Source organism: Streptomyces sp. NBC_01428 (assembly GCF_036231965.1).
Taxonomy (GTDB): Bacteria; Actinomycetota; Actinomycetes; order Streptomycetales; family Streptomycetaceae; genus Streptomyces.
Genome location: NZ_CP109499.1, coordinates 7794954 through 7819700, shown reverse-complemented (window position 1 = coordinate 7819700; position 24747 = coordinate 7794954). Strand labels below are relative to the sequence as shown.

Here is a 24747-nt window from a genome sequence, read left to right as displayed (position 1 = left end):
CCAGGACAGATCCCGCAGAGCAGCGGAAGAGGGAGAGCCCGATGTCAGCAGCCGAGGGTCCGCTCGTCGTCGGGGTGGACACGTCCACCCAGTCCACCAAGGCCCTGGTCGTGGACGCGTCGACCGGACAGGTGGTGGCGAGCGGACAGGCGCCGCACACCGTGTCCACCGGGGCGGGACGCGAGAGCGACCCCCGTCAGTGGTGGGACGCTCTGCGTGCGGCTCTGCACCAGTGCGGTACCGCTGCGCACGAGGCCGCCGCGGTGTCGATCGGTGGCCAGCAGCACGGCCTCGTGACCCTCGACGCCCACGGCGAACCGGTACGCCCCGCACTTCTCTGGAACGACGTACGCTCCGCGCCGCAGGCACGCCGGCTCGTCGAGGAGCTCGGCGGCCCGAAGTCCTGGGCCGAACGCACGGGCAGTGTGCCCGCCGCGTCCTTCACCGCCACCAAGTGGGCCTGGCTCGCCGAGCACGAGCCGGAGGCCGTCCGGGCGACGACGGCCGTCCGTCTGCCGCACGACTACCTCACCGAGCGCCTCACGGGCGAGGGCACCACCGATCGCGGTGACGCGTCGGGCACGGGCTGGTGGTCCTCGGGCAGCGAGGCGTACGACGAGGAGGTCCTCGCCCACATCGGACTCGACCCGGCTCTGCTCCCCCGCGTCGTCCGGCCCGGCGAGGTCGCCGGCACGGTGCACGCCGGAGGTGATCTCCCCTTCTCCAGGGGGACCCTCGTGGCCGCCGGGACCGGCGACAACGCGGCAGCGGCCCTCGGCCTGGGCCTGCGTCCCGGGGCGCCGGTGGTGAGCCTCGGCACCTCGGGCACGGTGTACGCCGTCTCGACCCGCCGGCCCTCCGATCCGACGGGCACGGTGGCAGGGTTCGCGGACGCCCGCGGCGACTGGCTCCCGTTGGCCTGCACACTCAACTGCACCCTGGCCGTCGACCGGATCGCCGCTCTGCTCGGCCTCGACCGCGAGGCGGTCGAACCGGGTGGCACGGTCACACTGCTGCCCTATCTGGACGGCGAGCGCACACCCAATCTGCCGAACGCCTCGGGCCTGCTGCACGGCCTCCGGCACGACACGACGGGCGGCCAACTGCTCCAGGCCGCGTACGACGGAGCGGTGCACTCCCTGCTGGACGCCCTGGACCTGGTTCTGGACGCCGACGCCGATCGTTCGGCGCCCTTGCTGCTGATCGGCGGCGGAGCACGGGGGACGGCCTGGCAGCAGACCGTACGACGGCTGTCCGGCCGCCCGGTGCAGGTCCCCGAGGCGAGGGAACTGGTCGCGCTGGGCGCCGCCGCACAGGCGGCCGGCCTGCTCACGGGCGAGGACCCGGCGGCGGTCGCGCGGCGCTGGGGCACCGACCGGGGACCCGTCCTCGACGCCATGGAGCGGGACGAGGACACGCTCGCGAGGATCACCGGGGTACTCTCCGACGCGGCCCCACTGTTCGAACGGGGGCCGAACGGAAACGGAAACTGACCGGAACCGACGCGAGCCGCCCGCGCCAAAACCCGCTCTCACGTGCGCGTCTCTCGGAGAGCGCACACCCGGCCGGGCGCCGGCCGGGAACCCGCCGACCGCTACGTCGCCCGATGACCGGTACGGCGAGAGGGCGCCCCAGTGGGCGGGCACCGACAGGGGCCGGCAGGACCGGTCGGACGAGGATTGACGGAGGCATGACCGCACCGCTGCACGAGGCCAGTCCGAACGGTTCCGGCCGACGCCTGCCCGACACCCAGCAGGGCATGCGCCGCCGCAACCTCTCCCGGGTCATGTACACCGTCAGCACCGAGGGGCCGCTGTCGCGCGCCGCTGTGGCCTCGCACATCGGTCTGACCCGGGCAGCCGTGTCGACGCTGGTCGACGAACTGATCCGGGCCGGGCTCCTCGAGGAACTGGGCCCCGAACGGCCCGGCAGGGTGGGGCGCCCCGGATCCGCGCTCGCCGTCAGCGGGCACGGCCCGGCCGGAATCGGCGCAGAGGTCGGCGTCGACCACCTCGCCGTGTGCGCGGTCGACCTGCGCGGCGCCGTCCGGGCACGTGCGGTGCGCCACGGACCGAACCGTGGCCGGGCCGCCGAGCAGGTGACCCGAGAGCTGACGAAGCTGGTCCGCCAGGTCGTCACCGAGGCCGAACAGGACGGGCTGTGGGCGGCGGGCCTCGCCGTCGCCGTCCCCGGACTCGTGGCACGGGACGGACGGACCGTGGTCCGCGCCCCCAACCTGGACTGGCACGACACGGACCTCGGCGCCCTGCTCCCTTTCGACATGCCCCTGACGGTCGACAACGAGGCGAACTTCGGCGGTCTCGCGGAACTCTGGCTCGGTGACGCGACCCCGCGCGACTTCCTGCACGTGTCGGCGGAGATCGGCATCGGTGCGGCGGTACTCGTGGACGGGCGGCTGCTGCGCGGGACCCGCGGGTTCGCGGGGGAACTGGGGCACGTACCGGTGCGCCCGGAGGGGCCCGAGTGTCCGTGCGGCGGGCGCGGGTGCCTCGAACAGTACGCCGGCGAGGAGGCCGTCCTGCGCGCCGCCGGCCTGGAACCGGGCGAGGACCAGGTCGGGCTCCTGTCCGACCGTGCCGCCTCCGGCGATGCGGACGTACGACGCGCTCTGAGCGACGCCGGGACCGCTCTCGGGATCGCCCTGACCGGGGCGGTGAACCTGCTGGACCCGCAGACGGTCGTGCTGGGCGGCGCGCTCGCCGGCCTCGCGCCTTGGCTGCTCCCCTCGCTGCGGAGCGAGTTGGCACGGCGCACCGCGGGACCGGCCTGCCCCGTGTCCGTGTCCCGGCTGGGATCCGAGGGACCCCTGCTGGGCGCCGCGCATTCCGTGGTGCGGGCCGTGCTCGACGATCCGGCGGGAGCGGTCGGGCGCGCGTAGCGGGCCGGCTCCGGCACACTCGACAACCCGCGGGAGCGGTCGGGCTCTCGCAGCAGACCCGCTTCGGCACGCGGCGGTACAGCGGGCCACCGGACGGTCCCCGTTCCCCGTCCGCATCGTCGCGGACCACCGCGCGGATTCCGTTCCCTCCTACGAGTGATCGTCGTATCCACAGTTCTCGGGTTGTCCACCGAGTCACGCCACGGTCCTCCTGCCCAACCGGCAAGCGTCGTACGGTGATTCACGCGAGGCGCAGCCATCCGGCCGACGCCTCGGGACCGGAGCGAATCGGGGGATTCACATGACGCCGGCGAGGAATGCAGAGCCGCGGAACGAAGCGATCGGTCCGTTCGGACCACCTCCTGCGGCACAGAGGCGACGTGTCCGGACCCGTTGGGTCGCGCATGCCCGGCGGGCCGTGCGTGTCGTGATACTGATCTTCCTGCCGCGCCGTCACGCCAGGCGAACGGCCGAGGCCGCCCGCTTCCACCTCGACCGGCCGACCCCGGCAGCGGCCTCGGACCACCGGCACCCCGGACACCCCGGACACCCCAGCGACGAAAGGCCAGTACTCCATGGAGAGAGCACGGTCGTTCCCGAGCCGGCGGCGGCTGCTCAAGGGCGCAGCCCTCGCCGCCCTCCCTTACGCGTTACTCCCCGAGGCCAGGGCGACGGCCCAGACCGCGGCCGTCGACTATCCGGGTGCGGAGTGGGCTGCGGCGACCTCCTCCAATTACACGGCGTCCGACCGACCGAACACCTACGACCTCGACTACGTGATCATCCACGTGACGCAGGCGACGTACGCCGACACCCTGTCGATCTTCCGGAATCCCGCGAAGAAGGTGTCCGCGCACTACGTCGTGCGCTCCGCCGACGGCCATGTCGCCCAGTGCGTCCGGGAACACAACGTCGCCTGGCACGCGGGGAACTGGGACTACAACACCAGAAGCATCGGTATCGAGCACGAGGGCTGGGTGGACAAGCCCGCCTACTTCACGAACGCGCTCTACGAGGAGTCGGCCAAGCTGACCGCCGCGATCTGCGACCAGTACGGCATCCCGAAGGACCGAGCCCACATCCTCGGCCACTACCAGGTGCCGGGTTCCGACCACACCGACCCGGGGCCCAACTGGGACTGGACGCGCTACATCAGGCTCGTCAACTTCGCCTGATCGGGGCCCTGCGGAGTCCCGTCGCGGAGACTCCATGCGGCCGCGGGCGGAAGCGGAACGTCACACGGGTTGTCGATGCCCGCACGGGGAGTGACGATGGACCCAGCCGCATCGCCTTCCGGGAGGCCGAGTTGATCGATCCTTGGGTGGCCCTGGAACCGGGAGCCGACCCCGTCGAGCGGGTTCGGTCACTGCGCCGCGCCTACGAGTCCTTCACCGAGGCGGGAACGGTGCCGCGGCCCGTGCGGTCCGTGGTGGCGGACTCGTGGCGTCGGTCGGCGCGGGCCGGCGTCGTCCCGGACGGCACGGCGAGCGTCGAGCTGACGGACGGGGATCTCGGTTCCTACCGGGCCGAGCACCCGCTGGCCCGGGTGATGCCGCTGTTCCGTGAACTGATGGGCACGTTCGCGTCGGACGGGGAGCACCTGCTCGCGGTGTGCGACGCGCAGGGCCGGCTCCTGTGGGTCGAGGGCCACCCGGGAACACGCAAGCAGGCCGGCCGGATGAACTTCGTGCCGGGCGCCCTCTGGTCGGAGGCGGCCGCGGGGACGAACGCGCCCGGTACGGCGGTCGCCGTCGACCACCCCGTGCAGGTCTTCGCGGCGGAGCACTTCATCCGGCGGGTCCAGCCATGGACGTGCGCGGCCGCTCCGGTGCACGATCCGCGGACCGGGCGGGTCATCGGCGCGGTCGACATCACCGGCGGGGACGAGCTGGCGCACCCGCACAGCCTCGCCTTCGTACAGGCGGTGGCGCGCGCCGCGGAGTCCCATCTGGCCCTCCTCTCACCGCCGCGGACCGTGACGGACGGCCCTCTCGAACTGACCGTTCTGGGACGGGACGAGGCCCAACTCGTCGTGGACGGACGCAAGACCAGGCTGAGCCGCAGACACAGCGAGATCCTCGTGCTGCTGGCCCGGCATCCGGAGGGCCTCACCGGCGACGAGCTGCTGTGCGGGCTGTACGAGGACGAGTCGGTGACGCCGGTGACACTGCGCGCGGAGCTGGCCCGGCTGCGCCGCCTCCTCGGTCCGGGTCTGCTGGAATCCCGGCCCTACCGGCTGACCCGCCCGGTCGAGTCCGACGTGACGGTGGTGGAGCGGCGGCTCGGGACGGGGGCGGTCACGGCAGCCGTCGCGGCGTACGCCGGTCCGTTGCTGCCGGGGTCCACGGCACCGGCGGTCGTGCGGCTGCGGCGCAGACTGGCCGACGGGCTGCGGACGGCGCTCATCGCCCGGCGGGACCCGGATCTGCTGGCCGACTGGGCCCGTTCGCCGTGGGGGGAGGACGACCTCGACGTCTGGCGGGCACTGTCGTCGGTACGGCCGGCGCCGGCCGTACGGTCGCGGCTGGAGGAGTTGGAGTCGGAGCAGGCCGTACCCGTGGGCTGGGCACGGCAGCGCCGGGGCGGCCGTATGCGACCGGAGCCGCGCTGACGGGCCGGCCGCCTCCCCACCTGCGGGTCCACGTGCGGGGCGAGGAGGGCTCTCGGGACCGCGCAACGTCGTTGCAACGTCGGGGTTTCTAGCCTCGCGGCGAGAGCTGCCCAACGGCGGGCAGCGCTTCTCCGGGAGGCAGACCAGCATGACCCGTTACGCGGCGCCCGGCAGCGAAGGCGCGATCGTCTCCTACGAGGCGCGGTATGACCACTTCATCGGCGGGGAGTACGTTCCGCCGGCTCGCGGGCAGTACTTCGAGAACCCGAGTCCGCTGAACGGGCAGCCGTTCACCGAGGTCGCCCGAGGGACGGCGGAGGACGTGGAACGCGCGCTGGACGCGGCACACGCGGCAGCCCCCGCCTGGGGCCGCACCTCGGTGACAGCGCGCGCCGACATCCTGCTCAAGATCGCCGACCGGATGGAGGCGAACCTGGAGAAGCTGGCCGTCGCCGAGAGCTGGGAGAACGGCAAGCCGGTCCGCGAGACCCTGGCGGCCGACATCCCGCTCGCGATCGACCACTTCCGCTACTTCGCGGGGGCGGCCCGGGCCCAGGAGGGCTCCGTCGGCGAGATCGACGAGGACACCGTCGCGTACCACTTCCATGAGCCGCTCGGTGTGGTCGCGCAGATCATCCCGTGGAACTTCCCCATCCTGATGGCGGTGTGGAAGCTCGCTCCGGCGCTGGCGGCGGGCAACGCGGTGGTCATCAAGCCTGCCGAACAGACGCCGGCATCCATCCACTACTGGATGAGCCTCATCTCGGACCTCCTCCCGCCAGGCGTGGTCAACATCGTGAACGGCTTCGGCGTGGAGGCCGGCAAGCCGCTCGCGTCCAGCCCTCGCGTGGCGAAGGTCGCGTTCACGGGCGAGACCACGACGGGGCGGCTGATCATGCAGTACGCCTCGGAGAACATCAAGCCGGTCACGCTGGAGCTCGGCGGCAAGTCCCCGAACATCTTCTTCGACGACGTCTGGGCGGAGAACGACGACTTCCGCGACAAGGCCCTTGAGGGCTTCACCATGTTCGCGCTCAACCAGGGCGAGGTCTGCACCTGTCCCTCGCGGGCTCTCATCCAGCGCGGCCACTACCGGGAGTTCATGGAGGCGGCGGTCGCCCGCACCGAACTCATCAAGCCGGGCAACCCGCTCGACACGGACACGATGATCGGCGCCCAGGCGTCCAACGACCAGTTGGAGAAGATCCTCTCCTACCTGGACATCGGCCGTCAGGAGGGCGCGAAGGTGCTCACCGGCGGGGAGCGCATCGAGCACGACGGCGAGTTGAAGGGCGGTTACTACGTCCAGCCGACGATCTTCGAGGGCGACAACCGCATGCGGATCTTCCAGGAGGAGATCTTCGGTCCGGTCGTGTCGGTGACGTCGTTCGACGACTTCGACGACGCCATCAAGCTCGCGAACGACACGCTCTACGGCCTCGGGGCCGGCGTGTGGACCCGGGACATCAACACCGCCTACCGCGCGGGCCGTTCCATCCAGGCCGGCCGCGTCTGGACGAACTGCTACCACGCCTACCCGGCACACGCGGCCTTCGGCGGCTACAAGCAGTCGGGCATCGGCCGCGAGAACCACAAGATGATGCTGGAGCACTACCAGCAGACGAAAAACCTGCTGGTGTCGTACTCGCCGAAGAAGCTGGGCTTCTTCTAGACACGAGCGACAGGGCGCCTGACCTGGGCTGTCACCCGTCAGGCGTCCTTCGCTGAGCCCGCTCTCCATCGAGCCCGGCTTGGGCACCAACTCCCCTTCCTCGTACGATTGCGCCCCTCCTGACCAGTGCTTCCAGACCGGTCACGAACGCCCGCACCCAGGTGCTGCCGTAGGCGGCACCATGCCCGACCAGCGACGTCGACGCCGACGTTTGGGCGTGGCTCTGCTGCCCCCGTGTGAATCGGGCCTGACTCGGGCCTGACGGGATGGCCATGGCTGTTTCGGACCGCCGAGCTTCTTCTCGCCCGTCGTTGATCAGCTCGCTGACGCCTCCGTGACCCCACGCGAAGCGCCCTCGGTGCGCGGTCATGGGGCGGCACGGGTGGGTCCCGTCCGTGACGGTCGTGAGGCGTCGGCGAGGTCGGCTCCGGTGGCCGCGTCACGCCGGGAGTGGGTGACACCGTGCCAGTCCAAGCACATGACGGTCGCGTCGTCCTGCAGGTGGCCGTCGTTGGCATCGACGATCGCGGCGATGAGGGTGCGAGCGGCCTCGCGGGGATGCAGCACGCGGGTCCGCACCATCAGCTCGGACAGATCGACACTGTGCGCGTTGCGCTCCAGCATGCCGTCGGTGAGCATCACCAGCCGGTCACCAGGCCGCAGGTCGAGCGACTGTACGCGGTAGGTACGCGGGCCGGGGAAGCCGAACGGTGTATCGACCTTCGGCGTGACTTCCTCCACCCGACCGTCCCGCATACGCAGGGGCCAGGGGTGGCCGGCGTTGACGAACTCGGTCGTGCCGTCGAGCAGGCTGATGCGCAGGAGCTGGCCGGTGGCGTAACCCTTGTGGCCGTGGTCGTGCATGGCCTGGTCGGCCTGGCGGGCCTGTTCGGCGAGATCGGCGCCGGCCCGCCGCGCCCGGCGCAGGGCGCCCACCAGGAGGGTGGCCAGCAGCGCGGCGTCGACATCGTGACCCATCGCGTCGGTGACCGAGAGCTGGACGGTGTCCCGGTCGATCACGTAGTCGAAGGTGTCACCCCCGACATGGTCCGCCGGCTCCAGCGCCCCCGCCACGGCGAACTGCGCCGCCTCACACGCCAGCGACGCCGGGAGCAGCCGGTGCTGGATCTCCGCGGCCAAGCTCAACGGCGTGGTACGGCGGCCCCACTGGTAGACGTCGGTGAAGGACCGGTTGGCGATGACGATGTACGCCAACGCGTGGGCCGTCTCGCCGATCTCCCGCATCATCTCCGCGTCGGGTGCCCCAGGCAGAAACAGTTCGAGCAGACCGATGGCGTCCCCACGGTTGGTCACCGGCGCGACGACTCGCACCAGGGAAGCCTGGCCCTGACTCACGCTCTCCACGCTCGGCCGCTGGGTGCGGATCACGTCGTCGTACGGGGTTCCCCGCAACGGGATACGCCGGGCGGGTTCATCGGTATCGACGCTGCCCGCCGTCCCCAGGCGCACGACCGAGCTGCCGGTGAAGTCGGTCATGAGGAAGGACACCGACGCGGCCCCGAGGTTCTCCCTGAGCATCCGCGCGACCACGTCGAGCGACTCCACCGGCGCGGCGGCCTCCGCCGCCTCCAGCGTCCCCGCCAAACTCATCGCCCTGACCTGGCCCCTGTCGCCCTGGGGAGGACCAGAAATCTGATCTGCGTTCGGCCGTCTTGCGGTCACCACGGTCCCTCACTGCTCGACGACGGTGAGACGGGATGAACGATGTCGCACAAACCGGGTTCCGGACGCGTCGTCTTCCACCGTGTCGACACGGGACGACCGGGCCCGCTCCCTCTCCCAGTATGCGCGCGTCGAGGTCGCCGGTCCTTGCGGTCGAGTGGCGAGCCCGGCGTCCGTGAGGAGCAGAACAACGCCTGCTCGCGTCCCGTTGTGTCGGTACAGGCGTCTCTCCCCTACCGACCAACAGTTTCTGCAGACCCACGAAGTCTTCGACCGGTGCAGCTCTCATCGGTACACAGCGGGCGTCCATCCGCTTTCGCTATCGCAACCAGATGGACGACGATTGAGAGACGGAGGCAGAGGTACTCGAGTTTCACGGCATATCGGAAGCCACCAGTGCGGCGATCACCTACCGAGTAGCGCTCCATGCGCAGGGTGGCCAGGCGCCGGGGACGAAAGCGGCGCTCCACGCGCGGCGAAAGCGGCGCCGGCCTCACTGTCAGTGAAAGGAAGCATCGTGAGTGCGATGCCACAGAGCGAACACGGCGTTGCCCGTCGTAGTGGATCGGGCGGCCTCTGCGACGTTCTGGAACTCATTCTCGACCGCGGACTTGTCATCGACGCGTTCACCCGGGACCAGACGAACACCCGGAAGGACGGCGAAAGCGACGCCTCGGAAAGGGACAAGGCGGGAGCTGCGGCCATCCGACCGCGTCGGCACCCCGCGCGACGCGCCTTGCGAACCGTTTCTCGCGAGGAGGACTCCGCAGACCGCGGGGTGACCGTCTACACGTACGCCCTGACGCTCAGGGACCATCCACTGCGGCTCGACGGCCTCAGCGGCGTGGGTGCCCCACCGACCCCCCTGCGCACGGTGCTCGCCGGCCCTCTCTGCGCCGTGGTGAGTGACGTCTCCGAGGAACCGCATCCCACGGAACGGGACATCGGCGCCCATCACGACGTCCAGCAACGTTTGATGGAGAGCGGTGTCGTCCTCCCCCTCCGCTTCGGCGCCACAGCCCTGGACGACGACGACGCCGTCCGCTCCGCCTTGGAGGAACACGCGGATGACTACGCGGAGAGGCTGCGCCGACTGGACGGGTGTGTCGAGTACAGCCTCAAGGCGGCACAGGAAGCCAGGCAGCCCCATGATCACATCCGGGACGGCGAAGCCGACTCCGAAGCGGGTTCCCGGCCGGGCGAGTTGGGCGTGCCGGACGCGCGGCCCCGCCTGCAGGCACTGGCGTCCGGCGTGACCGAGGCGTTCCGCCCGTTCACCCGGGAGGTCAAGCCCGGCGCACCGAGCGGCGAGGACTTCCTCAACGTCTCGTTTCTTGTGTCGAGCGACCAGGACGAACTCTTCATCGCCTCCGAGATGAGCCTCGCCCACCAGATGGGCGAGGACTTCGACTTCCGGCTGCACGGCCCGCTTCCGCCGTACAGCTTCGCCTAGGGCCGGCGCATCACGCGGGACGCGGCCCCGCGGGCAAACGCGCGGAGCCGCCCTTCGGGACACCGTCAGGTTCGGGGCAGAAGCGTTCCCAGCGGGCCGAGGTCGAGATTGAGATCCTCGGGGTTCACACCGTGCTGTGCGCAGAGCTCGGTCATGCGTTGATCGAGCAGCATCAGCGTCGTCCCGATCTCGTCGGCCTGCTCATCGCTCAGGTCACCCTGCTCGATTCGGCGGATCGCCTGCCGTTCCATCAGCTGCCGGAGCAGCTCGACCACGGTGAGCACCAGCGCCACCAGATCGCGTCCCATCTGGTCACGGTCGAGGTCCAGTCGCGGGGTCGTCACAGCGGCCCGCTGTCTGCCCAGGGGGCCGGGACACGTTCGTTGACGGATGACAGCAGGGCGTGGAGCGAAATCCGTACCAACGGCACGTCGGCAATGGCGATGACCAGGTCCCCACTGACCACCACGCCTGTTGCCAGAACACGATCCAGGAGGTCGACGAGCGGCACGCCGATGGGCCCGTTCAATGGACCTGGGCTGTCCCAGGAAACCGGGTTGTGCGTCACGGCCTACACCTCGCCGACGAAGGAGTAGGGCACCCAGGGTCCGGACAGCTCGATCTCCGCGCCGGTACGTTCCCGCAGTGTTCGGGTCAGCAGCGCGAGCTCTTCGGAGCGGTGTTCCGCCACGAGATAGGTGGCGTTGAGGATCTGGACCCTCCGGTCCGTCGACGGCTGAGGGTGCGGTCGAAGCCTGCGGGACACGGTGGCGAGCCGCCCGACCTGCTCATCCACCGTCTCGGCCGTCCTCAGAGCATCTTCCTGACTCCGCTCACGAAGCCTTTGCGCACCGCGCTTGCGCTCCAGGTACGCGAGGCCCGCTCCTGCCGCCGGGCGCGCTCGGTCCGTTGGGACGACCGGCCGACCGGTGCGCCGGTCCGCGTCGTCCGTGGCAGCCGTAGCAGCCGTAGCAGCCGTAGCAGCCGTAGCAGCCGTAGCAGCCGTAGCAGCCGTAGCAGCCGGGGGTGCGTACACCTTCACACCCCATTCGGCGTGGTGAGCGATCCGTTTCAGCGCGGCGCGGAACCGATCCGTCTCCTTCGCCAGAGCCTCCCGGACCCGTTCATCCGCGTGATAGACCGTCGCCATCGGCAGCGGAACGGTGGGGCAGGCAGCCGCGACCGCCGAGACGACGTCATGGTGCGCGCGTGCGTATCGTTCGAGTTCCCGCTGGTCCGACAGACGGCTCTGCCAGGCTTCGTCGGTGAAGTCACGGGCTCGGACGGTCTGGACGATCGCTGTGAAGGAGTCCAGCGCCAGCAGCCTGACAGGCGCCTCGTGCGTCACTCCGGGCAGGCCGGCGCAGGACGACGGGTCCGGGTCGCGGCAGACGGCGAACACATAGGTGGCGTTGGCGTCGGGACCCTCAGCGTCGTGCTGCCTCATGTACGTCGGCTCTCCTCGATCGTCGCTGGTTGATCTTTCAGACGGTGCACACCGTCCGGCGGCGTCCCTACTCCTCCGCCGTCCCGGACTCGAGCGCCCGGAGACGCTCACGCAGTTCGCGGTTCTCCTCGTGCAGGGCGTCGCGAGAAGCACGGGAGCTGAGGGCAGGATCGGACTCCCACCAGTCGATTCCGGCCTTCTTCGCCGTATCGACGGATGCCACGAACAGGCGGAGCCGAATGGTGAGCAGTTCGATGTCGAGGAGGTCGATCTTGATGTCTCCGGCGATCACGATGCCCTTGTCCAGGACGCGTTCGAGGATGTCGGCGAGGTTGTTCGCCTGAGGCCCGGAGGCGGGATACTGCTCCTGCCGAAAGTCGACATCAGTCACTGACGTCGCCTCCGTCCGCGCTTCGGCGGCGCTGCGTCCTCGTCCTCATCCTCGGCTTCTTCCTCTTCTTCCTCTTCTTCCTCTTCTTCCTCGGGCTCGTCCTCGCCGTCGTAGGCCTCCTCCGCTTCCTCGTCCTCTTCCTCTTCCTCTTCGTCCTCCGGCTCTTCTCCGTCCTCGGGCTCGTCCTCGTCCTCGTCCTCGTCCTCGTAAGCGTCGTCGGCGCTCTCCTCGGACTCGTCCTCGGGCTCGTCGCCCTCCGACTCCTCCTGCTGCGCCTCTTCTTCCTCCACGGCGTCCTCATGCGAGACCACGACTTCCCCGTCGCGGATCTCGCCTCGCCAGCCTTCGGGTTCCTCGGTGGCGAGCGTGACGTACCGCTGGAAGTTCTTGAAGTCGAGGCGTACGCGGCGGCCTTGAGCACGCCAGAGGTTGCCGGTCTTCTCGAAGAACCCGGCCGGGTAGTACTCCATGACCAGGACGACGCGCGTCAGCGTGGGGGTCAGTTCGTGGAAGCTGACCGCCCCGCGGGTGGTGCCCTTGGCGCCTTCGGAGGTCCACACGATGCGGTCGTCGGGGATCTGCTCCTGGACAGACGCCTTGAAGCTGCGTGTCGACGGTCCGACCTTCACCTTCCAGTCACTCTCGAGCTCGTCGCCCTTCGAGACGTCCTGGACGCCTTTCGCGAAGCTGCTGAACTGGTCGTACTGCGTCCAGTAGTCGTAGGCGTCCCGCAGAGGTACTCCGATGTCGAGAACCTCGTCGATGTTCATGACCTTGCCGCCGCTGGACTTCCGTTTCCCCTTGCCACCACCTCCCCCGAAGGCGCTTTTCGCCTTGTCGACCACGTTGTCCTTGACGCCCTTGGCCTTCTCCGAGACAAAGGCTTTCACCGGCGAGTCACCCTGAAGGATGCGTGATCCGATCGCGGGAAGGGAGCCTCCGTTGTCGGCTGCGTCCGTCAGTTGTCCGGTGAGGTCGGTCAGTTTCCCCCCGGCCTTCTCGGCAAGGTGCTCCACTTGCTTGGACAGGAACTTCGTCAGCTCTTCGCGAATCTGGTCCACACCCGATGCCTCGGCGGGCTGGTCGCTTTCCGTCTTGGCCATAGCGGTCTACCTCCGACGACTGGCGCTCTTGGATGCGGTCCGCTTGGACGCCGCCGTCTTCTTGGCTGCTGTCTTCTTCGCGGGAGCGGTCTTCTTCGCCGCCGTCTTCTTCGCCGGCGCCTTCTTGGCGGGTGTCTTCTTGGCCGGCGCCTTCTTCGCGGCCGCCTTCTTGGCCGGCGCCTTCTTCGCAGCCGCCTTCTTGGCAGGAGCAGCCTTCTTGGCAGGAGCAGCCTTCTTGGCAGGAGCGGTCTTCTTGGCAGGAGCGGTCTTCTTCGCCGCCGACTTCTTCGCCGGCGCCGACTTGCGGCCTGCGGCCTTCCCCTGCGACCCGGAGTCGCTCTCTTCGCGCTGGGGAGCAGCCCTCCGCCGACGCGGCTTGGGCTCTGGCTCCTCCTCCGGCTCTTCTTCCTCTTCTTCCTCGTCCTCGTCCTCTTCGTCCTCTTCCTCTTCCTCTTCCTCAGGCTCCTCCTCTTCCTCGTACTCGCCCTCCGGCTCCTCGTCCTCCTCGTCCTCCTCCTCTTCCTCTTCTTCCTCGTCCTCGTACTCCCCCTCCGGTTCGCCGTCCTCCTCTTCCTCGTCCTCCTCTTCCTCCTCGTCGTACTCGGCGTCCTCGTCCTCCGGGTACTCCTCTTCGTCCTCTTCCTCGTCCGGCTTCGCGCCGATCAGCGCCGTGCGCTCACTGATGGCACCGGCAAGCGTCCCCATGCTGCGTTCGGCCGCGGCGGCCATGGCCTTGCGGCCCGCCTCCAGCACCTCTCCGCGCAACTGCTCCTGCAACTCGGCCACCTGCGGGATCTCTGTCAGACGGCGCATGCCTTCGGCCGCCAACTGACGCGGCTCCAGGCCGAATCGACGGCCGGCCAGGTAGGTAGCGATGGAGAGGGCCATCCGGCCCTTCTTGGTACGGCCCAGCACGTAACCGCCCACTACAGCGGCGGCAAGAGCCACCTTGTCCTTCTCGTCCATGAGTGCGTCACCTTCGATCCGTCGGTGTGGAACGGAGTCGGGCGGCATGGAGCCGGTCGAGCAGCCGTTCCTCTTCTCGTTCGAACTCCTCCAGGCTGATGGCGCCGTCCTCAAGTTCCTGGTTCAGGACGGCCAGCTGCGTACGGAGCACTCCTGGATCGTGCAGCTCACGCTCCGCTGCGTCATTGAGCTTCTCCGCCACCCAGACGACGCCCCGGACGGGTGCGATGGGCAGGGTGAGGAGTCCACTGATGAGGCCCATCTCAGACTCCAGCCGTTCGGACGGGGACACGGTCCGCGGAGACGAAGCTGTAGCAGGGCAGTGGCCCCGAAAGGCGCAGTTGCAGCCGGTTCCGGTGTTCGTGGGCCATGTTTCGCGCCAGCGTCAGGAAGGCTTCGCTGTCTGCTCGGGGCACGAGGAACGAGGTGTTCAGAACGCAACCCTGGACGTCGGGGCCCTGGGCCACCGCTCTCGCCCGGGGGGCGAGCTCCTGCAGAACGTGCCGACCCGCGTCGAGGGCCCGGCTGTCCAGGGCCGCCGCGACGGCTTCCCCCAGCCGCAGGCTGGCTTCGTACCCCGGCTGCCGACGCAGACTGTCCCGCAGGCGGCGTACGTTCTTGTCCTCGGTGACGACGCTCGCCAGCGCGTCCTGCGCGGGCAGCACCTTGACGTTCACCTCGATCGCGTTCGCGAGGCGCTCCAGCACCACCAGGTGGTCCGCCTCGCGGGCCGCCAGCTGGCTGCGGATCGTCTCTTCGTCCGAGGCAACCATTCCGAAGCGCATCGGAAGGACCGGACCCCGGGCCGAGAGCCGCAGCAGAAGGTCCTGGTGGGCCAGCAGGTCACGGCGCCTGGCGCGCAACTTGGACGGGGCGTCACTGATGACCGCCGCCACCCGTCCCTGCCGGATCGACCGTACGGGCGCCGCGGGGCTGCCGACGCCCGACGTACCGGACGGCAGCGGCCTTCCCGCGCGAGTGATGGCGTAGACGTAGAGACCGGCGTCGTCGCTCACGACTCACGCCTCCGCGGAGCGTCGGCGGCGGCCGGCACTGCTGCTGCGGACCGGAGGGCGACGCTTCCTCGGGTGCTCCCGGTGTTCCTCCTCGTCCTCGTCGGGCTCGTCGGCGTCGTCGTCCCTGCCTCCGACGGCCTTGAGGACCGTGTCGCCGACACTGTGTGCGGCCTCGCGCACCTTGCGTTTGCCCATGGACTTGGCGGCGCCTGCCGCACCCCCGCCCAGCAGTTCCGGGATGGTCGTGCTGCCGGAGTCCCGCTCCAGGTCGAGGCGGTTGCATGCCTCGGCGAAACGCAGATAGGTGTCGACACTCGCCACCACGATGCGTGCGTCGATCTTGAGGATCTCGATGCCGACCAGGGAGACCCGGACGAACACGTCGATCACCATGCCCCGGTCAAGGATGAGCTCGAGCACGTCGTACAACGTGCCCGCGCGAGGTGGGCAAGCCACTACCTCGTCGGAGTAGGTGGTCGCGGACATGGAACGTCCTTCCGGTCGTCGGGAGACTGGGTCAGTCGTCGGCGGATCCCCGCCGGTAGCGGCGGACCCGGTGGTACTCCACGAGTTCGCCGTCCTGGTCGATCCGGACTTCGTACGAGGCCAGCAGGCTCGTCGTGTCCGGGATGCGCGGCAGCTCCAGCACGTCCACGACGACACGCCAGCCGTCGTCCTCCCGTCCGACGGCCGTGACGCCCTCGGTCGGGTGGCCGATCAGGCCCTCGAGGCTCCGGGAGGCAGCACGAGCAGCGGATTCGGCTCCTTTCACGGCCCGTGGGCGGCGCGCGGTGGCCGTCGAGGATTTCTTTGCGCGAGGGCGACGCTCTTCTGCCATGGGGTTAAGTCTTGTGCATATCCGACATACCGCACCTCGGGAAGGGCCATCAGGCATCGGCGGAGGCAGGCGATACCCGCATCTCGTCGTGCACACAGAGGTCGGGCCGCCCGGCCATCGAGGGGCTGAGAGCGGACGCATGCCGCAGTCGGGCGGCCGGCCGATGTCCGGGCGGCTGGGAGATCGGCCTGCACCGCGGTGGGACGGAGCTGTCATGACGGGTACGCGTTCTCCATGAACCCACCTCTCTCCCCCATCTCGGATGAATCCAGAAGCCCCTTCAGCCCGTCCCCGCCGTCAGAGGCGTGGCTGACCGCCTTGGGCCGTATCGAGCGCTCGACCGTGGCGGACCCGGCCATCCGGGCTCTTCAGCGCGGAATCCGCTCTCTTCCTCTGGGCGACGTACGCGATCTCCTGCGCGGCAGGCCGCTGGGGCACCCGGTGCATCCCGTCCTGGTGCAGGTACCGATCGGTTGCTGGCTGTCGGCCGCCGTGCTCGACGTCGTGCCGAAGCCTGCCGTCCGGAGCGCGCCCACCATCCTCACGGCCGTCGGCCTCGCCGGCATCGCCCCCGCCGCCGTCTCCGGCTGGACCGACTGGGCCGATCTGCCGCCCGAACAGGCCCGGGTCGGACTGGCCCACGCGGTCACCAACGTGGCGGCGGTGGCCCTCTACACCGGATCCCTGGCTGCCCGGCTACGTGGCCGCTCCGCGAAGGGGAAGCTGTGGTCGCTGGCCGGCCTGACAGCGATCGCCGTCAGCGGCGCCTTGGGCGGGCACGTCGCCTACCGGAGGGCCATCGGCGGGGCCTAGCGAAGCGCCCTGGATCCAGGCGCCGCGCCGGAGTGCAGGGTCACCTCGTCTGCGCGCACGCGATGCGGGTACTCGAGGCTCCTTCGACGAGCGAGGTGAGAACACGTGACACACACGTCAAGCCGATCGAACCTGGATGGCCTGTCCGCACTGGTCACCGGTGGGTCCAGAGGGCTGGGACTGCTGTTGGCCGCACGTCTGGCACAGCGCAGCTGCCAGGTCACCGTGGCGGCTCGCGACGAGGACGAACTGCGACGCGGCGCCGAATGGGTCGCAGAGAAGACCGGGAGAAGCGTCTCCACGGCGGTGTGCGACGTCCGTGACCGGAACGCGGTGGAGTCGATGGTCCGGCAGGCCGAGGCGCGGCGCGGCAGGCTGGACGTCGTCGTCGCCAATGCGGGGGTCATCCAGGTCGCTCCGGTCGAATCGCTCGACAACGAGGCTTTCGAAGACGCCATGGCCAGCATCTTCGGTGGCACCGTGAACACGGCCATGGCGGCCCTTCCGCACCTGCGCATGAGCGAGGCAGGAGGCCGCCTGTGCCTCATCGGTTCCGTCGGCGGGCTGCTCGCGGTTCCGCACCTGCTCCCCTACTCATGCGCCAAGGCCGCCGTCGGTGCACTGGGCGAGGGACTGCGCGCCGAGACGGCCGGCCAGGGCCTCAGCGTGACGACGGTCCATCCCGGCCTGATGCGCACCGGCTCGCATCTCCAGGCCGAATTCGGCGGCCGGTCGTCCAAGGAGTTCGCCTGGTTCTCCGCTCTGTCCGGAGCACCCGTGATCTCCATGGACGCCGAACGCGCGGCGGAGCGCATCGTCCAGGCCCTGGAGAAGCGCCGGACCCGCGTGGTGCTCACCCCTGCGGCACGGGTCGCGTCGGTGGCGCACGGCGTGGCGCCGGTCACGGTCACCCGGCTCAGCGGACTCGCTGCCCGGCTTCTCCCTCGGTCCCCGTCGGCGGACGGCACCGTCGGCGAGTCCGCGGACGACGGAATGGCGCAAGGGCACGCCATCGATCGCCCGGCCACCTCGTGGACGGAAAAGGCCCGTCGGCTGGGCAGCGGCCTCAACGACCGGGCGGCACGCCGCTACAACCAACGGATTCCGGGGCCGCCCACCAGCGCATGACGACGTGACGCCGTCGGCCGGTCAGCCGTGTCGCGGACACCGCGAACAACCTGCTTCCATGCAGCGGCAAAGGGACCTGACCCGGTGGTTCTCTGTCAGGTGCCCTTGACGCCCACCGTTTCGCTCAACCGCGTCAGCAGCCCGCGTCCGCGATGACGAAGTAGCCCGGGGAGGTCTCCTTCAGGGTGTGGGTGACGGCGACGTTGTACAGGCCCATGTTCTGGGCGGAGCCGTTGGCGTAGGTGTAGCCGCCGCTCTGGTGGGCGCGGCCGGCCTGCACCTGCTGGTAGTTGTTGCCGGTGTAGCACCTGGGTACGGAGCCTGTCGTCGTCGCCGTGACGGACCCTGAGGTCGCGCCGACGGCCCCGGAGGAATCGACGGCGGCGACGGTGTACCCGTAGGAGGTCCCGGCCGAGAGGCCGTCGTCGGTGTAGGTGGTCCCCGTGGTGGAGGCCACCTTGGTGCCGCCGCGGTAGACGTTGTAGGTGGTGGCGCCGCTCACGGAGGTCCACGACAGCGAGGCGGCCGTGTCCGTGGTGCCGGTCACCTTGAGGCCGGACGGGGCGGGCAGCGAACCGGTGCCTCCCTGGTCACCGCTGCCGTCGAGGCCCCAGAACTTCGCCGTGTGGTAGCTGGAGCAGATGGAGTTGAGGTAGTACGTCCCCGTGCTGCCGCACTGGTCGGCTCCCGAGCCGGGGTTCACGGCGAGGCCGTGCGTCATACCGGAGACGGAGAACAGGGCGACGGCGGGCTTGCCGGTGCTGTCGTCGTAGATGCTCTCGGTGGTGCCGCCGGTCAGGTTCCGGGTACTGGACGCGGTCTGCCCGATGCCCCAGACGTCGGTCCACTGGTCGCGCAGTTCGGTGCCGTTGACGGGGGCGACGGTGGTGTCGGAGGAGCCCTGCCAGATGGCGACCCGCGGCCAGGGGCCCGTATAGCCCGGGTAGGAGGTGCGGACCTTGTCACCCCATTGCTTCGGGGTGAGGTTCTGGTCGCTGTACTGGCAGCCCGAGGCGGCGGCCTGCGTGGTGGCGCACTGCGCGGGGAGACCGGAGTCGACCGATCCGCCGGCGAACACGTCCGGGTAGTCGGCGAGGAGGTCCGCGGTCATCCCGCCGCCGGCGGACAGCCCGGTGACGAAGACGCGGCTGCGGTCCGATCCGTACTGTGCCGCGGCGGTGTCCACCATCTGCTTGATCGAGGCCGCCTCGCCCTTGGCCCGGGTGTCCTTGGCCGCGTCGAACCAACTGAAGCAGGACAGGCTGTTGTTGGCCGAGCCGGTCTGCGGGTACACCACGGCGAAGCCCCACAGGTCGGCGTACTTCTGCCAGCCGGAGTGGGCGTGGTAGTCGCTCGCGGACTGGGTGCAGCCGTGCAGGGCGACCACCAGCGGTGCGTCGGCGGGAAGGGTGGACGGGGCGTACTCGTACATCGCCAGGTTGCCGGGGTTCGAGCCGAAGGCGGTGACCTGCTGGAGGGTGCCCGCGGCGGCCGCGCTCGACGCGGCAGGGCCGACGACGCCCAGGCCGGCGACGACGGCGCCCAGTGCTGCGGCCGACGCGCAGCGCCGGAGGAATCCACGCCAGGTGGAGTGAAGCATGATGCGGCTCCGATGAGTGATGGGGAGGGTGGGGTCGGGTGGGGTGGGGTGATTTGGGGTGAGTGGGGGCGGGGACGCGGCGCGGTGCCGGTGGTCCCACCCCGCCGGGTCGCGCCCCGCACCCGTTCCTTCGGCCGGTCTCCGCGGCACGTGTCCGCGGCCGGCCCGCTGTCGTACCGACGTGCTGGAAGCGGACCGTACGACCGGCGCACGGCGCCGCGACATGTGAGGGACAGCCAGGACCGCGCTACCCGGCGTGGCTCGTCCACCCATGGTGTCGGCGGTGACGCTGTGACATGACCCGGGCCGGGCGGGACGAACCGGCCGGAGCAACCGCGCCCGTGCGGTGGTTCAGACGGGCGGGCGCTCAGACGGGCGGGTGGACGATGTCCGGGCACGGCCCGCCGTCATCACGTGGTGTTGGGGTCCATTCCCCGGCGCGAAAGTATGTCGGCGACCCACATGTCTGGCGGCGTGGTTCCTCCCTACCGTGGTCCGCCATGGACAGCACCAAGAGCTCCGACGAGGGCTCACCTCAGCATCACGGGCCCGGTGACACCGCCGCGTCCGGTCTGGCGTCGACCGGCTTCCTCACCGGCCGCAAAGTGCTGGTCACCGGTGCCGCCAGCGGGATCGGCCGGGCCTGCGCCGACGGCTTCGCCGCGGCCGGCGCCGAGGTCTACGTGGTGGACCGGGCCGGCGAGGCGGCCAAGGAGGTGGCGGAGGCGATCGGTGGCACGGCCGTCGTGGCCGACCTCTCCGAGGCCGAGGCCGTGGACGCGCTGCCGGACGACGCCGACATCGTGGTCAACAACGCGGGCCTGCAGCATGTCGCCCCTCTGCACGAGTTCCCCCCCGAGCGCTTCGCGCTGATCCAGCGGGTCATGGTGGAAGCGCCGTTCCGCATCCTGCGCCGCACGCTGCCCCACATGTACGCGCGGGGGTGGGGCAGGGTCGTCAACATCTCGTCCGTGCACGGCCTTCGGGCCAGCGCCTACAAGTCGGCGTACGTCACGGCGAAGCACGCGCTGGAGGGCCTGAGCAAGGTGGTGGCCCTGGAAGGCGCCCCGCACGGCGTGACCAGCAACTGCATCAGTCCGGGTTACGTCCGTACCCCGCTGGTCGAGGAGCAGATCGCCCAACAGGCGCTCGCCCACGGCATTCCGGCCGCGGACGTGGTGGACCAGGTCTTCCTGGACCGCACCGCGATCAAGCGTCTCATCGAACCGCCCGAGGTCGCCGAGGCGGCCCTGTGGCTGTGCACCGAACGCAGCGCCTACATCACCGGCACGTCGATCCCCCTGGACGGCGGCTGGACGGCCCACTGACCGCGCACCACATCGGCTCACCCGCGGCCGATGACGGTTCCCGCCGCGGCGGCGGTCCGAACGGCACTTCCCTCGCCGTCGCCTCGCACCGAACAGACTCCCCGGGCCCGTTCCCTTCGTCCCCAGCGTCGACCGGGCCCGGTGGTTCCGCTCCCCTCCCCATCCCGAAAACGGTGACAACCATGCCCAGCGCTCACAACGCCGTGAACGACCCAGGCACATCCGCGACGCCAGGCGGTCTGCGCAAGATCGTCGCGGCCAGCCTGATCGGCACCACCATCGAGTGGTACGACTACTTCCTGTACGGTTCGGCCGCCGCCCTGGTCTTCGGCCGGGTGTTCTTCCCGGAGTCGGACCCGCTGACCGGCACCCTGCTGTCCTTCCTCACCTACGCCATCGGTTTCGCCGCCCGCCCGATCGGCGCCGTGGTCTTCGGTCACTTCGGCGACCGCCTCGGACGCAAGAAGCTCCTGGTCGTCAGCCTGCTGATGATGGGCCTGTCCACCGCGCTGATCGGCTGTGTCCCCGGCTACGACACCATCGGCGTCGCGGCTCCCCTGCTGCTGACCACCCTGCGGCTGGTCCAGGGCTTCGCCCTCGGTGGCGAGTGGGGTGGCGCCGTGCTGCTGGTCTCCGAGCACGGGGACGCCAACAGGCGCGGTTTCTGGGCATCGTGGCCGCAGGCCGGCGCACCGGCAGGCAACCTGATCGCCGTCGGAGTGCTCTCCCTGATGACCACCGTGCTGAGCGACGAGGCGTTCAACTCCTGGGGCTGGCGCGTGCCGTTCCTGCTCTCGGCCGTCCTCGTCATGATCGGTCTGTGGATCCGGCTGTCCGTCGACGAGTCCCCGCTGTTCAAGGAGGCCCTCGCGAAGTCGGAGCGGCGCAAGGCGGAACAGCGGTCCGAGCAGCCGCCGTTCGTCGCGGTCGTGCGCCACCACTGGCGGGACATCCTGGTCGCGATGGGCGCGCGGATGGCCGAGAACATCTCGTACTACGTGATCACCGCGTTCGTCCTGACCTACTGCGTCAGCCATCTCGAGATCGACAAGCAGACGTCGCTCAACGCCGTGCTGATCGGCTCGGCCGTGCAGTTCTGCCTGATCCCGCTGTTCGGCGCGCTCTCGGACCGGATCGGCCGGAAGCCGGTGTACCTGGTGGGGGCGGTCGGCGTGGGCCTGTGGTCGTGGGCCTTCTTCGCCCTGCTGGACACCCGGTCCTTCCCCGCGCTCGTGCTGGCCGTCACCGTCGGACTGGTCTTCCACAGCGCCATGTACGCACCTCAGGCGGCGTTCTTCTCGGAGCTGTTCGCCACCCGGATGCGCTACACGGGCGCCTCGATCGGGGCGCAGCTGTCCTCCGTCGCGGCCGGCGCACCCGCCCCGCTGATCGCGACCGCGCTGCTGAGCTCCTACGGCAACGCCACCCCGATCTCGGTGTACGTCGGTCTGGCCGCGGTGGTCACGGTGATCGCCGTCGTGGCCGCCCGGGAGACCCGCGGCAGGGATCTCTCGGCCATCGAGCCGGACGACACCGTGGCGCGGCCCGTCCCGGAACAGCAGCCGGCCGCGTCCGCCTGACCGTCCGGCACCGCTCACCCGACGAGGGTCGGTGTCCTCCCGCCGGGGGACACTGGCCCTCGCCGGGCGTTCCCTCCCGGGCCGTAACCCGACTCCACCGTCCACCGACTCCACCCATCACCGACCACCTCACTCCTCACTCCTCCCACCGACTCGCAACGGTTGCCCGCCCATGTCGCACACGCCCCAGTCCCCCGCCCGTCATCTGCGCCGGCTGCTCGAACTCCTCGCCGCGGGCGCCCCCGCCGAAGAACTCGGGACCGTCGCCGCCGAGGCGCGCCGCAACGGTGCCACGGCCGAGGATCTCGCGGAGGTGGAGCAGGCCACCGAAGCGGCGCTGCGCGTGCACAGCACGCTGAGGCAACACCGGCGCCGGGAAGCCGAGTTGACCGCGCTCTTCGACACCGCCGGTGACCTGGCGGCCCTGCGCGACCTCGACGCGGTGCTGCGCTCCATCGTCCGGCGGGCCCGGATGCTGCTGGGCACCGACACGGCCTACCTCACGCTGCCCGACGAGGAGGCCGGAGACACCTTCATGCGGGTCACCGACGGCTCGGTGTCCGAACTCTTCCAGAACCTCCGCCTGCAACTGGGCGAGGGGCTCGGCGGTCTGGTCGCGCAGACCGCCCGCCCCTACGCCACTCCGGACTACCGCACCGACGACCGCTTCCTGCACACCGGCAGCATCGACGCCGGAGTCCTGGACGAAGGCCTGGTCGCGATCCTCGGCGTGCCGCTGCTGCTGGGGTCGGGAAGCGGCGGCCAGGTCATCGGGGCGCTCTTCGCGGCGGACCGCACGCCCCGCACCTTCGCACCGGACGAGGTCGCGCTGCTCTGCTCGCTGGCCGACCACGCCGCCATCGCCATCGACACCGCCAAGGCCATGGCCGACGCACGGATCGCGCTGGCCGAACTGGCCGAGGCCAACGCCGTGATCGGCGAGCACTCCGCCGCCATCCAGCGTGCCGAGGAGTCCCATGACCGGCTCACCGATCTCGTCCTGCGGGGCGGCGACGTGGCCGACGTGGCCGACGCCGTGGCCGGCCTGCTGAAGGGGGACGTCGCGGTCCACGACGGTTCCGGCCGGCCGCTCACGGCGGTCGGCGCGCACGGCGGCGCCGCGTCCGGCGACGGGGGTGGCGCGCCCGGGGGCGGGGAGGACGGCGGTGGCGCGGCGGAGGCGGCGGACCTGGTCGCGGCGGCGAAGAGCTCACGCGCAGCGGCCCGCGCGGTGTTCCGTGACGGGCGGTGGGTCTGCGCGATGCTGGCGGGGCAGGAACTGCTGGGCTGTCTGGTCCTGTACGGGCGTCCGGATCTCGACGGCCCCGACCAGCGTCTCTTCGAGCGGAGCAGCGTCGTGACCTCCCTGTTGCTCCTGCTGAGGCGGTCGGTCGCGGAGACCGAGAACCGGGTCCGGGGAGACCTGATCACCGATCTGCTCACCGCGCCCGATCGTGACCCGGCCGGCCTGGTGGCCCGGGGTCGGCGCCTCGGCTTCGACCTCGACCGTCCGCACATCCTGCTGGCCGCCCGGACCGGCGGTGAGGCACGGGACCGGCTCGCCGACGCGGCCGTGCAGTACCTCTTCGGGGGCGGAGGTGTCAGCGCGGAGCACGAGGAGGCCGTGGTGCTGCTGCTTCCCCCCGGTGGCGCTGGTCCGGGGGAGGCGGCCCGCCTCGCCGCCGGGCAGCTCGGCCAACTGGTGGGCTCACCGGTCACGGTGGCCGGCGCCGGACCGGCGGCCGGGCCGCGGGCGATCGCCGACGCGCACACGGAAGGCGTGCGCTGTCTGCGTGCCCTGCGCGTGCTCGGCCGTGCGGGGCAGGGGGCGAGCGTCGCCGAACTCGGCTTCCTCGGCGTGCTGTTGGGCGACCATCATGACGTGGACGGCTTCGTCACCACGGCCCTCGGACCGCTGCTGGAGTACGACGCCCAGCGCGGGACCCAGCTGGTGCGCACGCTGCGCGCCTACTTCGACTGCGGCGGAAGCCTGACCCGGGCCAAGGAGGACCTGCACGTGCACGTGAACACGGTCGTGCAGCGTCTGGACCGGGTCCAGGCACTCCTCGGCCCCGGCTGGAACACTCCCGAACAAGCACTGGAACTCCAACTCGCCCTGCGTCTGCACCTCCTGTCCGGCGCCTGACGGCCGGCGGCACACTCCGGAGCGGCCGTGGGTCGACCCCACCACTCCCCCGTGCACCGCGCGGACGGTAGCC

23 protein-coding genes are annotated in these 24747 nt (G+C 70.4%); 11 read left to right on the top strand and 12 right to left on the bottom strand.

Annotation, left to right across the window (positions count from 1 at the left end; genetic code table 11):
- The first annotated feature begins 41 nt into the window (after positions 1–41).
- The 5 genes from xylB to adh all read left to right on the top strand — a co-directional run bounded on the left by xylB (position 42) and on the right by adh (position 7182).
- Positions 42–1493 carry a xylulokinase gene (xylB, locus tag OG406_RS34040; protein ID WP_329189457.1) on the top strand — a complete coding sequence of 484 codons (1452 nt, stop codon included), beginning with the start codon at positions 42–44 and terminating at the stop codon, positions 1491–1493.
- A 197-nt stretch (positions 1494–1690) separates the two neighbouring features.
- Positions 1691–2899: an ROK family transcriptional regulator gene (locus OG406_RS34035; protein ID WP_329189456.1), complete on the top strand. Its 1209-nt coding sequence runs from the start codon at positions 1691–1693 to the stop codon at positions 2897–2899.
- 575 nt (positions 2900–3474) lie between these two features.
- Positions 3475–4074: an N-acetylmuramoyl-L-alanine amidase gene (locus tag OG406_RS34030; RefSeq protein ID WP_329189455.1), complete on the top strand. Its 600-nt coding sequence runs from the start codon at positions 3475–3477 to the stop codon at positions 4072–4074.
- Between the two features lie 131 nt (positions 4075–4205).
- On the top strand, positions 4206–5510 hold the full coding sequence (locus OG406_RS34025) for a GAF domain-containing protein (protein ID WP_329189453.1): 1305 nt from the start codon (positions 4206–4208) through the stop codon (positions 5508–5510).
- Positions 5511–5658: 148 nt separating this feature from the next.
- The gene (gene adh / locus OG406_RS34020; RefSeq protein WP_329189451.1) at positions 5659–7182 is read left to right on the top strand and encodes an aldehyde dehydrogenase; all 1524 of its coding nucleotides are present in this window, start codon (positions 5659–5661) and stop codon (positions 7180–7182) included.
- Positions 7183–7548: 366 nt separating this feature from the next.
- Here adh and OG406_RS34015 read toward each other — a convergent pair whose 3' ends face one another.
- Positions 7549–8793, bottom strand: coding sequence for a PP2C family protein-serine/threonine phosphatase (locus tag OG406_RS34015; RefSeq protein WP_329189450.1), 1245 nt, complete (start codon positions 8791–8793; stop codon positions 7549–7551).
- Positions 8794–9643: 850 nt separating this feature from the next.
- Here OG406_RS34015 and OG406_RS34010 point away from each other — a divergent pair.
- Positions 9644–10318, top strand: a complete 675-nt coding sequence (locus tag OG406_RS34010; protein ID WP_329189449.1) for a GvpL/GvpF family gas vesicle protein — start codon at positions 9644–9646, stop codon at positions 10316–10318.
- 65 nt (positions 10319–10383) lie between these two features.
- Here OG406_RS34010 and OG406_RS34005 read toward each other — a convergent pair whose 3' ends face one another.
- The 10 genes from OG406_RS34005 to OG406_RS33960 all read right to left on the bottom strand — a co-directional run bounded on the left by OG406_RS34005 (position 10384) and on the right by OG406_RS33960 (position 16079).
- On the bottom strand, positions 10384–10662 hold the full coding sequence (locus OG406_RS34005) for a gas vesicle protein K (RefSeq protein WP_164374688.1): 279 nt from the start codon (positions 10660–10662) through the stop codon (positions 10384–10386).
- Positions 10659–10886: a gas vesicle protein gene (locus OG406_RS34000; RefSeq protein WP_329189446.1), complete on the bottom strand. Its 228-nt coding sequence runs from the start codon at positions 10884–10886 to the stop codon at positions 10659–10661. The genes OG406_RS34005 and OG406_RS34000 overlap by 4 nt, the downstream gene beginning before the upstream one ends.
- A 3-nt stretch (positions 10887–10889) precedes the next feature.
- On the bottom strand, positions 10890–11765 hold the full coding sequence (locus OG406_RS33995; RefSeq protein WP_329189444.1) for a GvpL/GvpF family gas vesicle protein: 876 nt from the start codon (positions 11763–11765) through the stop codon (positions 10890–10892).
- 67 nt (positions 11766–11832) lie between these two features.
- The gene (locus OG406_RS33990) at positions 11833–12156 is read right to left on the bottom strand and encodes a gas vesicle protein (RefSeq protein WP_329189442.1); all 324 of its coding nucleotides are present in this window, start codon (positions 12154–12156) and stop codon (positions 11833–11835) included.
- A complete protein-coding gene (locus tag OG406_RS33985) occupies positions 12153–13259 on the bottom strand; it encodes an SRPBCC family protein (protein WP_329189440.1) in 1107 nt (368 codons plus the stop codon). The genes OG406_RS33990 and OG406_RS33985 overlap by 4 nt, the downstream gene beginning before the upstream one ends.
- A 6-nt stretch (positions 13260–13265) precedes the next feature.
- On the bottom strand, positions 13266–14225 hold the full coding sequence (locus OG406_RS33980; RefSeq protein ID WP_329189438.1) for a histone protein: 960 nt from the start codon (positions 14223–14225) through the stop codon (positions 13266–13268).
- Between the two features lie 7 nt (positions 14226–14232).
- Positions 14233–14487, bottom strand: coding sequence for a gas vesicle protein GvpG (locus OG406_RS33975; RefSeq protein WP_164374694.1), 255 nt, complete (start codon positions 14485–14487; stop codon positions 14233–14235).
- Position 14488: 1 nt separating this feature from the next.
- Positions 14489–15241 (bottom strand): GvpL/GvpF family gas vesicle protein, encoded by a 753-nt coding sequence (locus OG406_RS33970; protein WP_164374695.1) that lies wholly within the window; start codon positions 15239–15241, stop codon positions 14489–14491.
- Positions 15242–15244: 3 nt separating this feature from the next.
- Positions 15245–15727 carry a gas vesicle protein GvpJ gene (gvpJ, locus tag OG406_RS33965; protein WP_164374696.1) on the bottom strand — a complete coding sequence of 161 codons (483 nt, stop codon included), beginning with the start codon at positions 15725–15727 and terminating at the stop codon, positions 15245–15247.
- Positions 15728–15758: 31 nt separating this feature from the next.
- A complete protein-coding gene (locus OG406_RS33960) occupies positions 15759–16079 on the bottom strand; it encodes a gas vesicle protein GvpO (RefSeq protein WP_081223070.1) in 321 nt (106 codons plus the stop codon).
- A gap of 234 nt (positions 16080–16313) precedes the next feature.
- Here OG406_RS33960 and OG406_RS33955 point away from each other — a divergent pair, with 234 nt between their 5' ends.
- Together OG406_RS33955 and OG406_RS33950 are read left to right on the top strand one after the other, a co-directional pair.
- Positions 16314–16892, top strand: a complete 579-nt coding sequence (locus OG406_RS33955) for a DUF2231 domain-containing protein (RefSeq protein WP_329189434.1) — start codon at positions 16314–16316, stop codon at positions 16890–16892.
- Between the two features lie 132 nt (positions 16893–17024).
- Entirely contained in the window at positions 17025–18020 is a 996-nt protein-coding gene (locus OG406_RS33950) for an SDR family NAD(P)-dependent oxidoreductase (protein ID WP_329191065.1), read from the top strand.
- A 133-nt stretch (positions 18021–18153) separates the two neighbouring features.
- Here the strand turns inward: OG406_RS33950 and OG406_RS33945 are convergent, their stop codons facing one another.
- Positions 18154–19620 (bottom strand): extracellular catalytic domain type 1 short-chain-length polyhydroxyalkanoate depolymerase, encoded by a 1467-nt coding sequence (locus OG406_RS33945; protein WP_329189432.1) that lies wholly within the window; start codon positions 19618–19620, stop codon positions 18154–18156.
- A gap of 500 nt (positions 19621–20120) precedes the next feature.
- On the opposite strand from OG406_RS33945, the gene OG406_RS33940 reads away from it, so the two are divergent.
- The 3 genes from OG406_RS33940 (at position 20121) to OG406_RS33930 (ending at position 24674) form a co-directional block, all read left to right on the top strand.
- Positions 20121–20948, top strand: a complete 828-nt coding sequence (locus tag OG406_RS33940) for a 3-hydroxybutyrate dehydrogenase (protein WP_266611645.1) — start codon at positions 20121–20123, stop codon at positions 20946–20948.
- Between the two features lie 182 nt (positions 20949–21130).
- On the top strand, positions 21131–22528 hold the full coding sequence (locus OG406_RS33935; protein ID WP_329189429.1) for an MFS transporter: 1398 nt from the start codon (positions 21131–21133) through the stop codon (positions 22526–22528).
- Between the two features lie 172 nt (positions 22529–22700).
- Entirely contained in the window at positions 22701–24674 is a 1974-nt protein-coding gene (locus OG406_RS33930) for a helix-turn-helix domain-containing protein (protein WP_329189427.1), read from the top strand.
- The last annotated feature ends 73 nt before the right edge of the window (positions 24675–24747 follow it).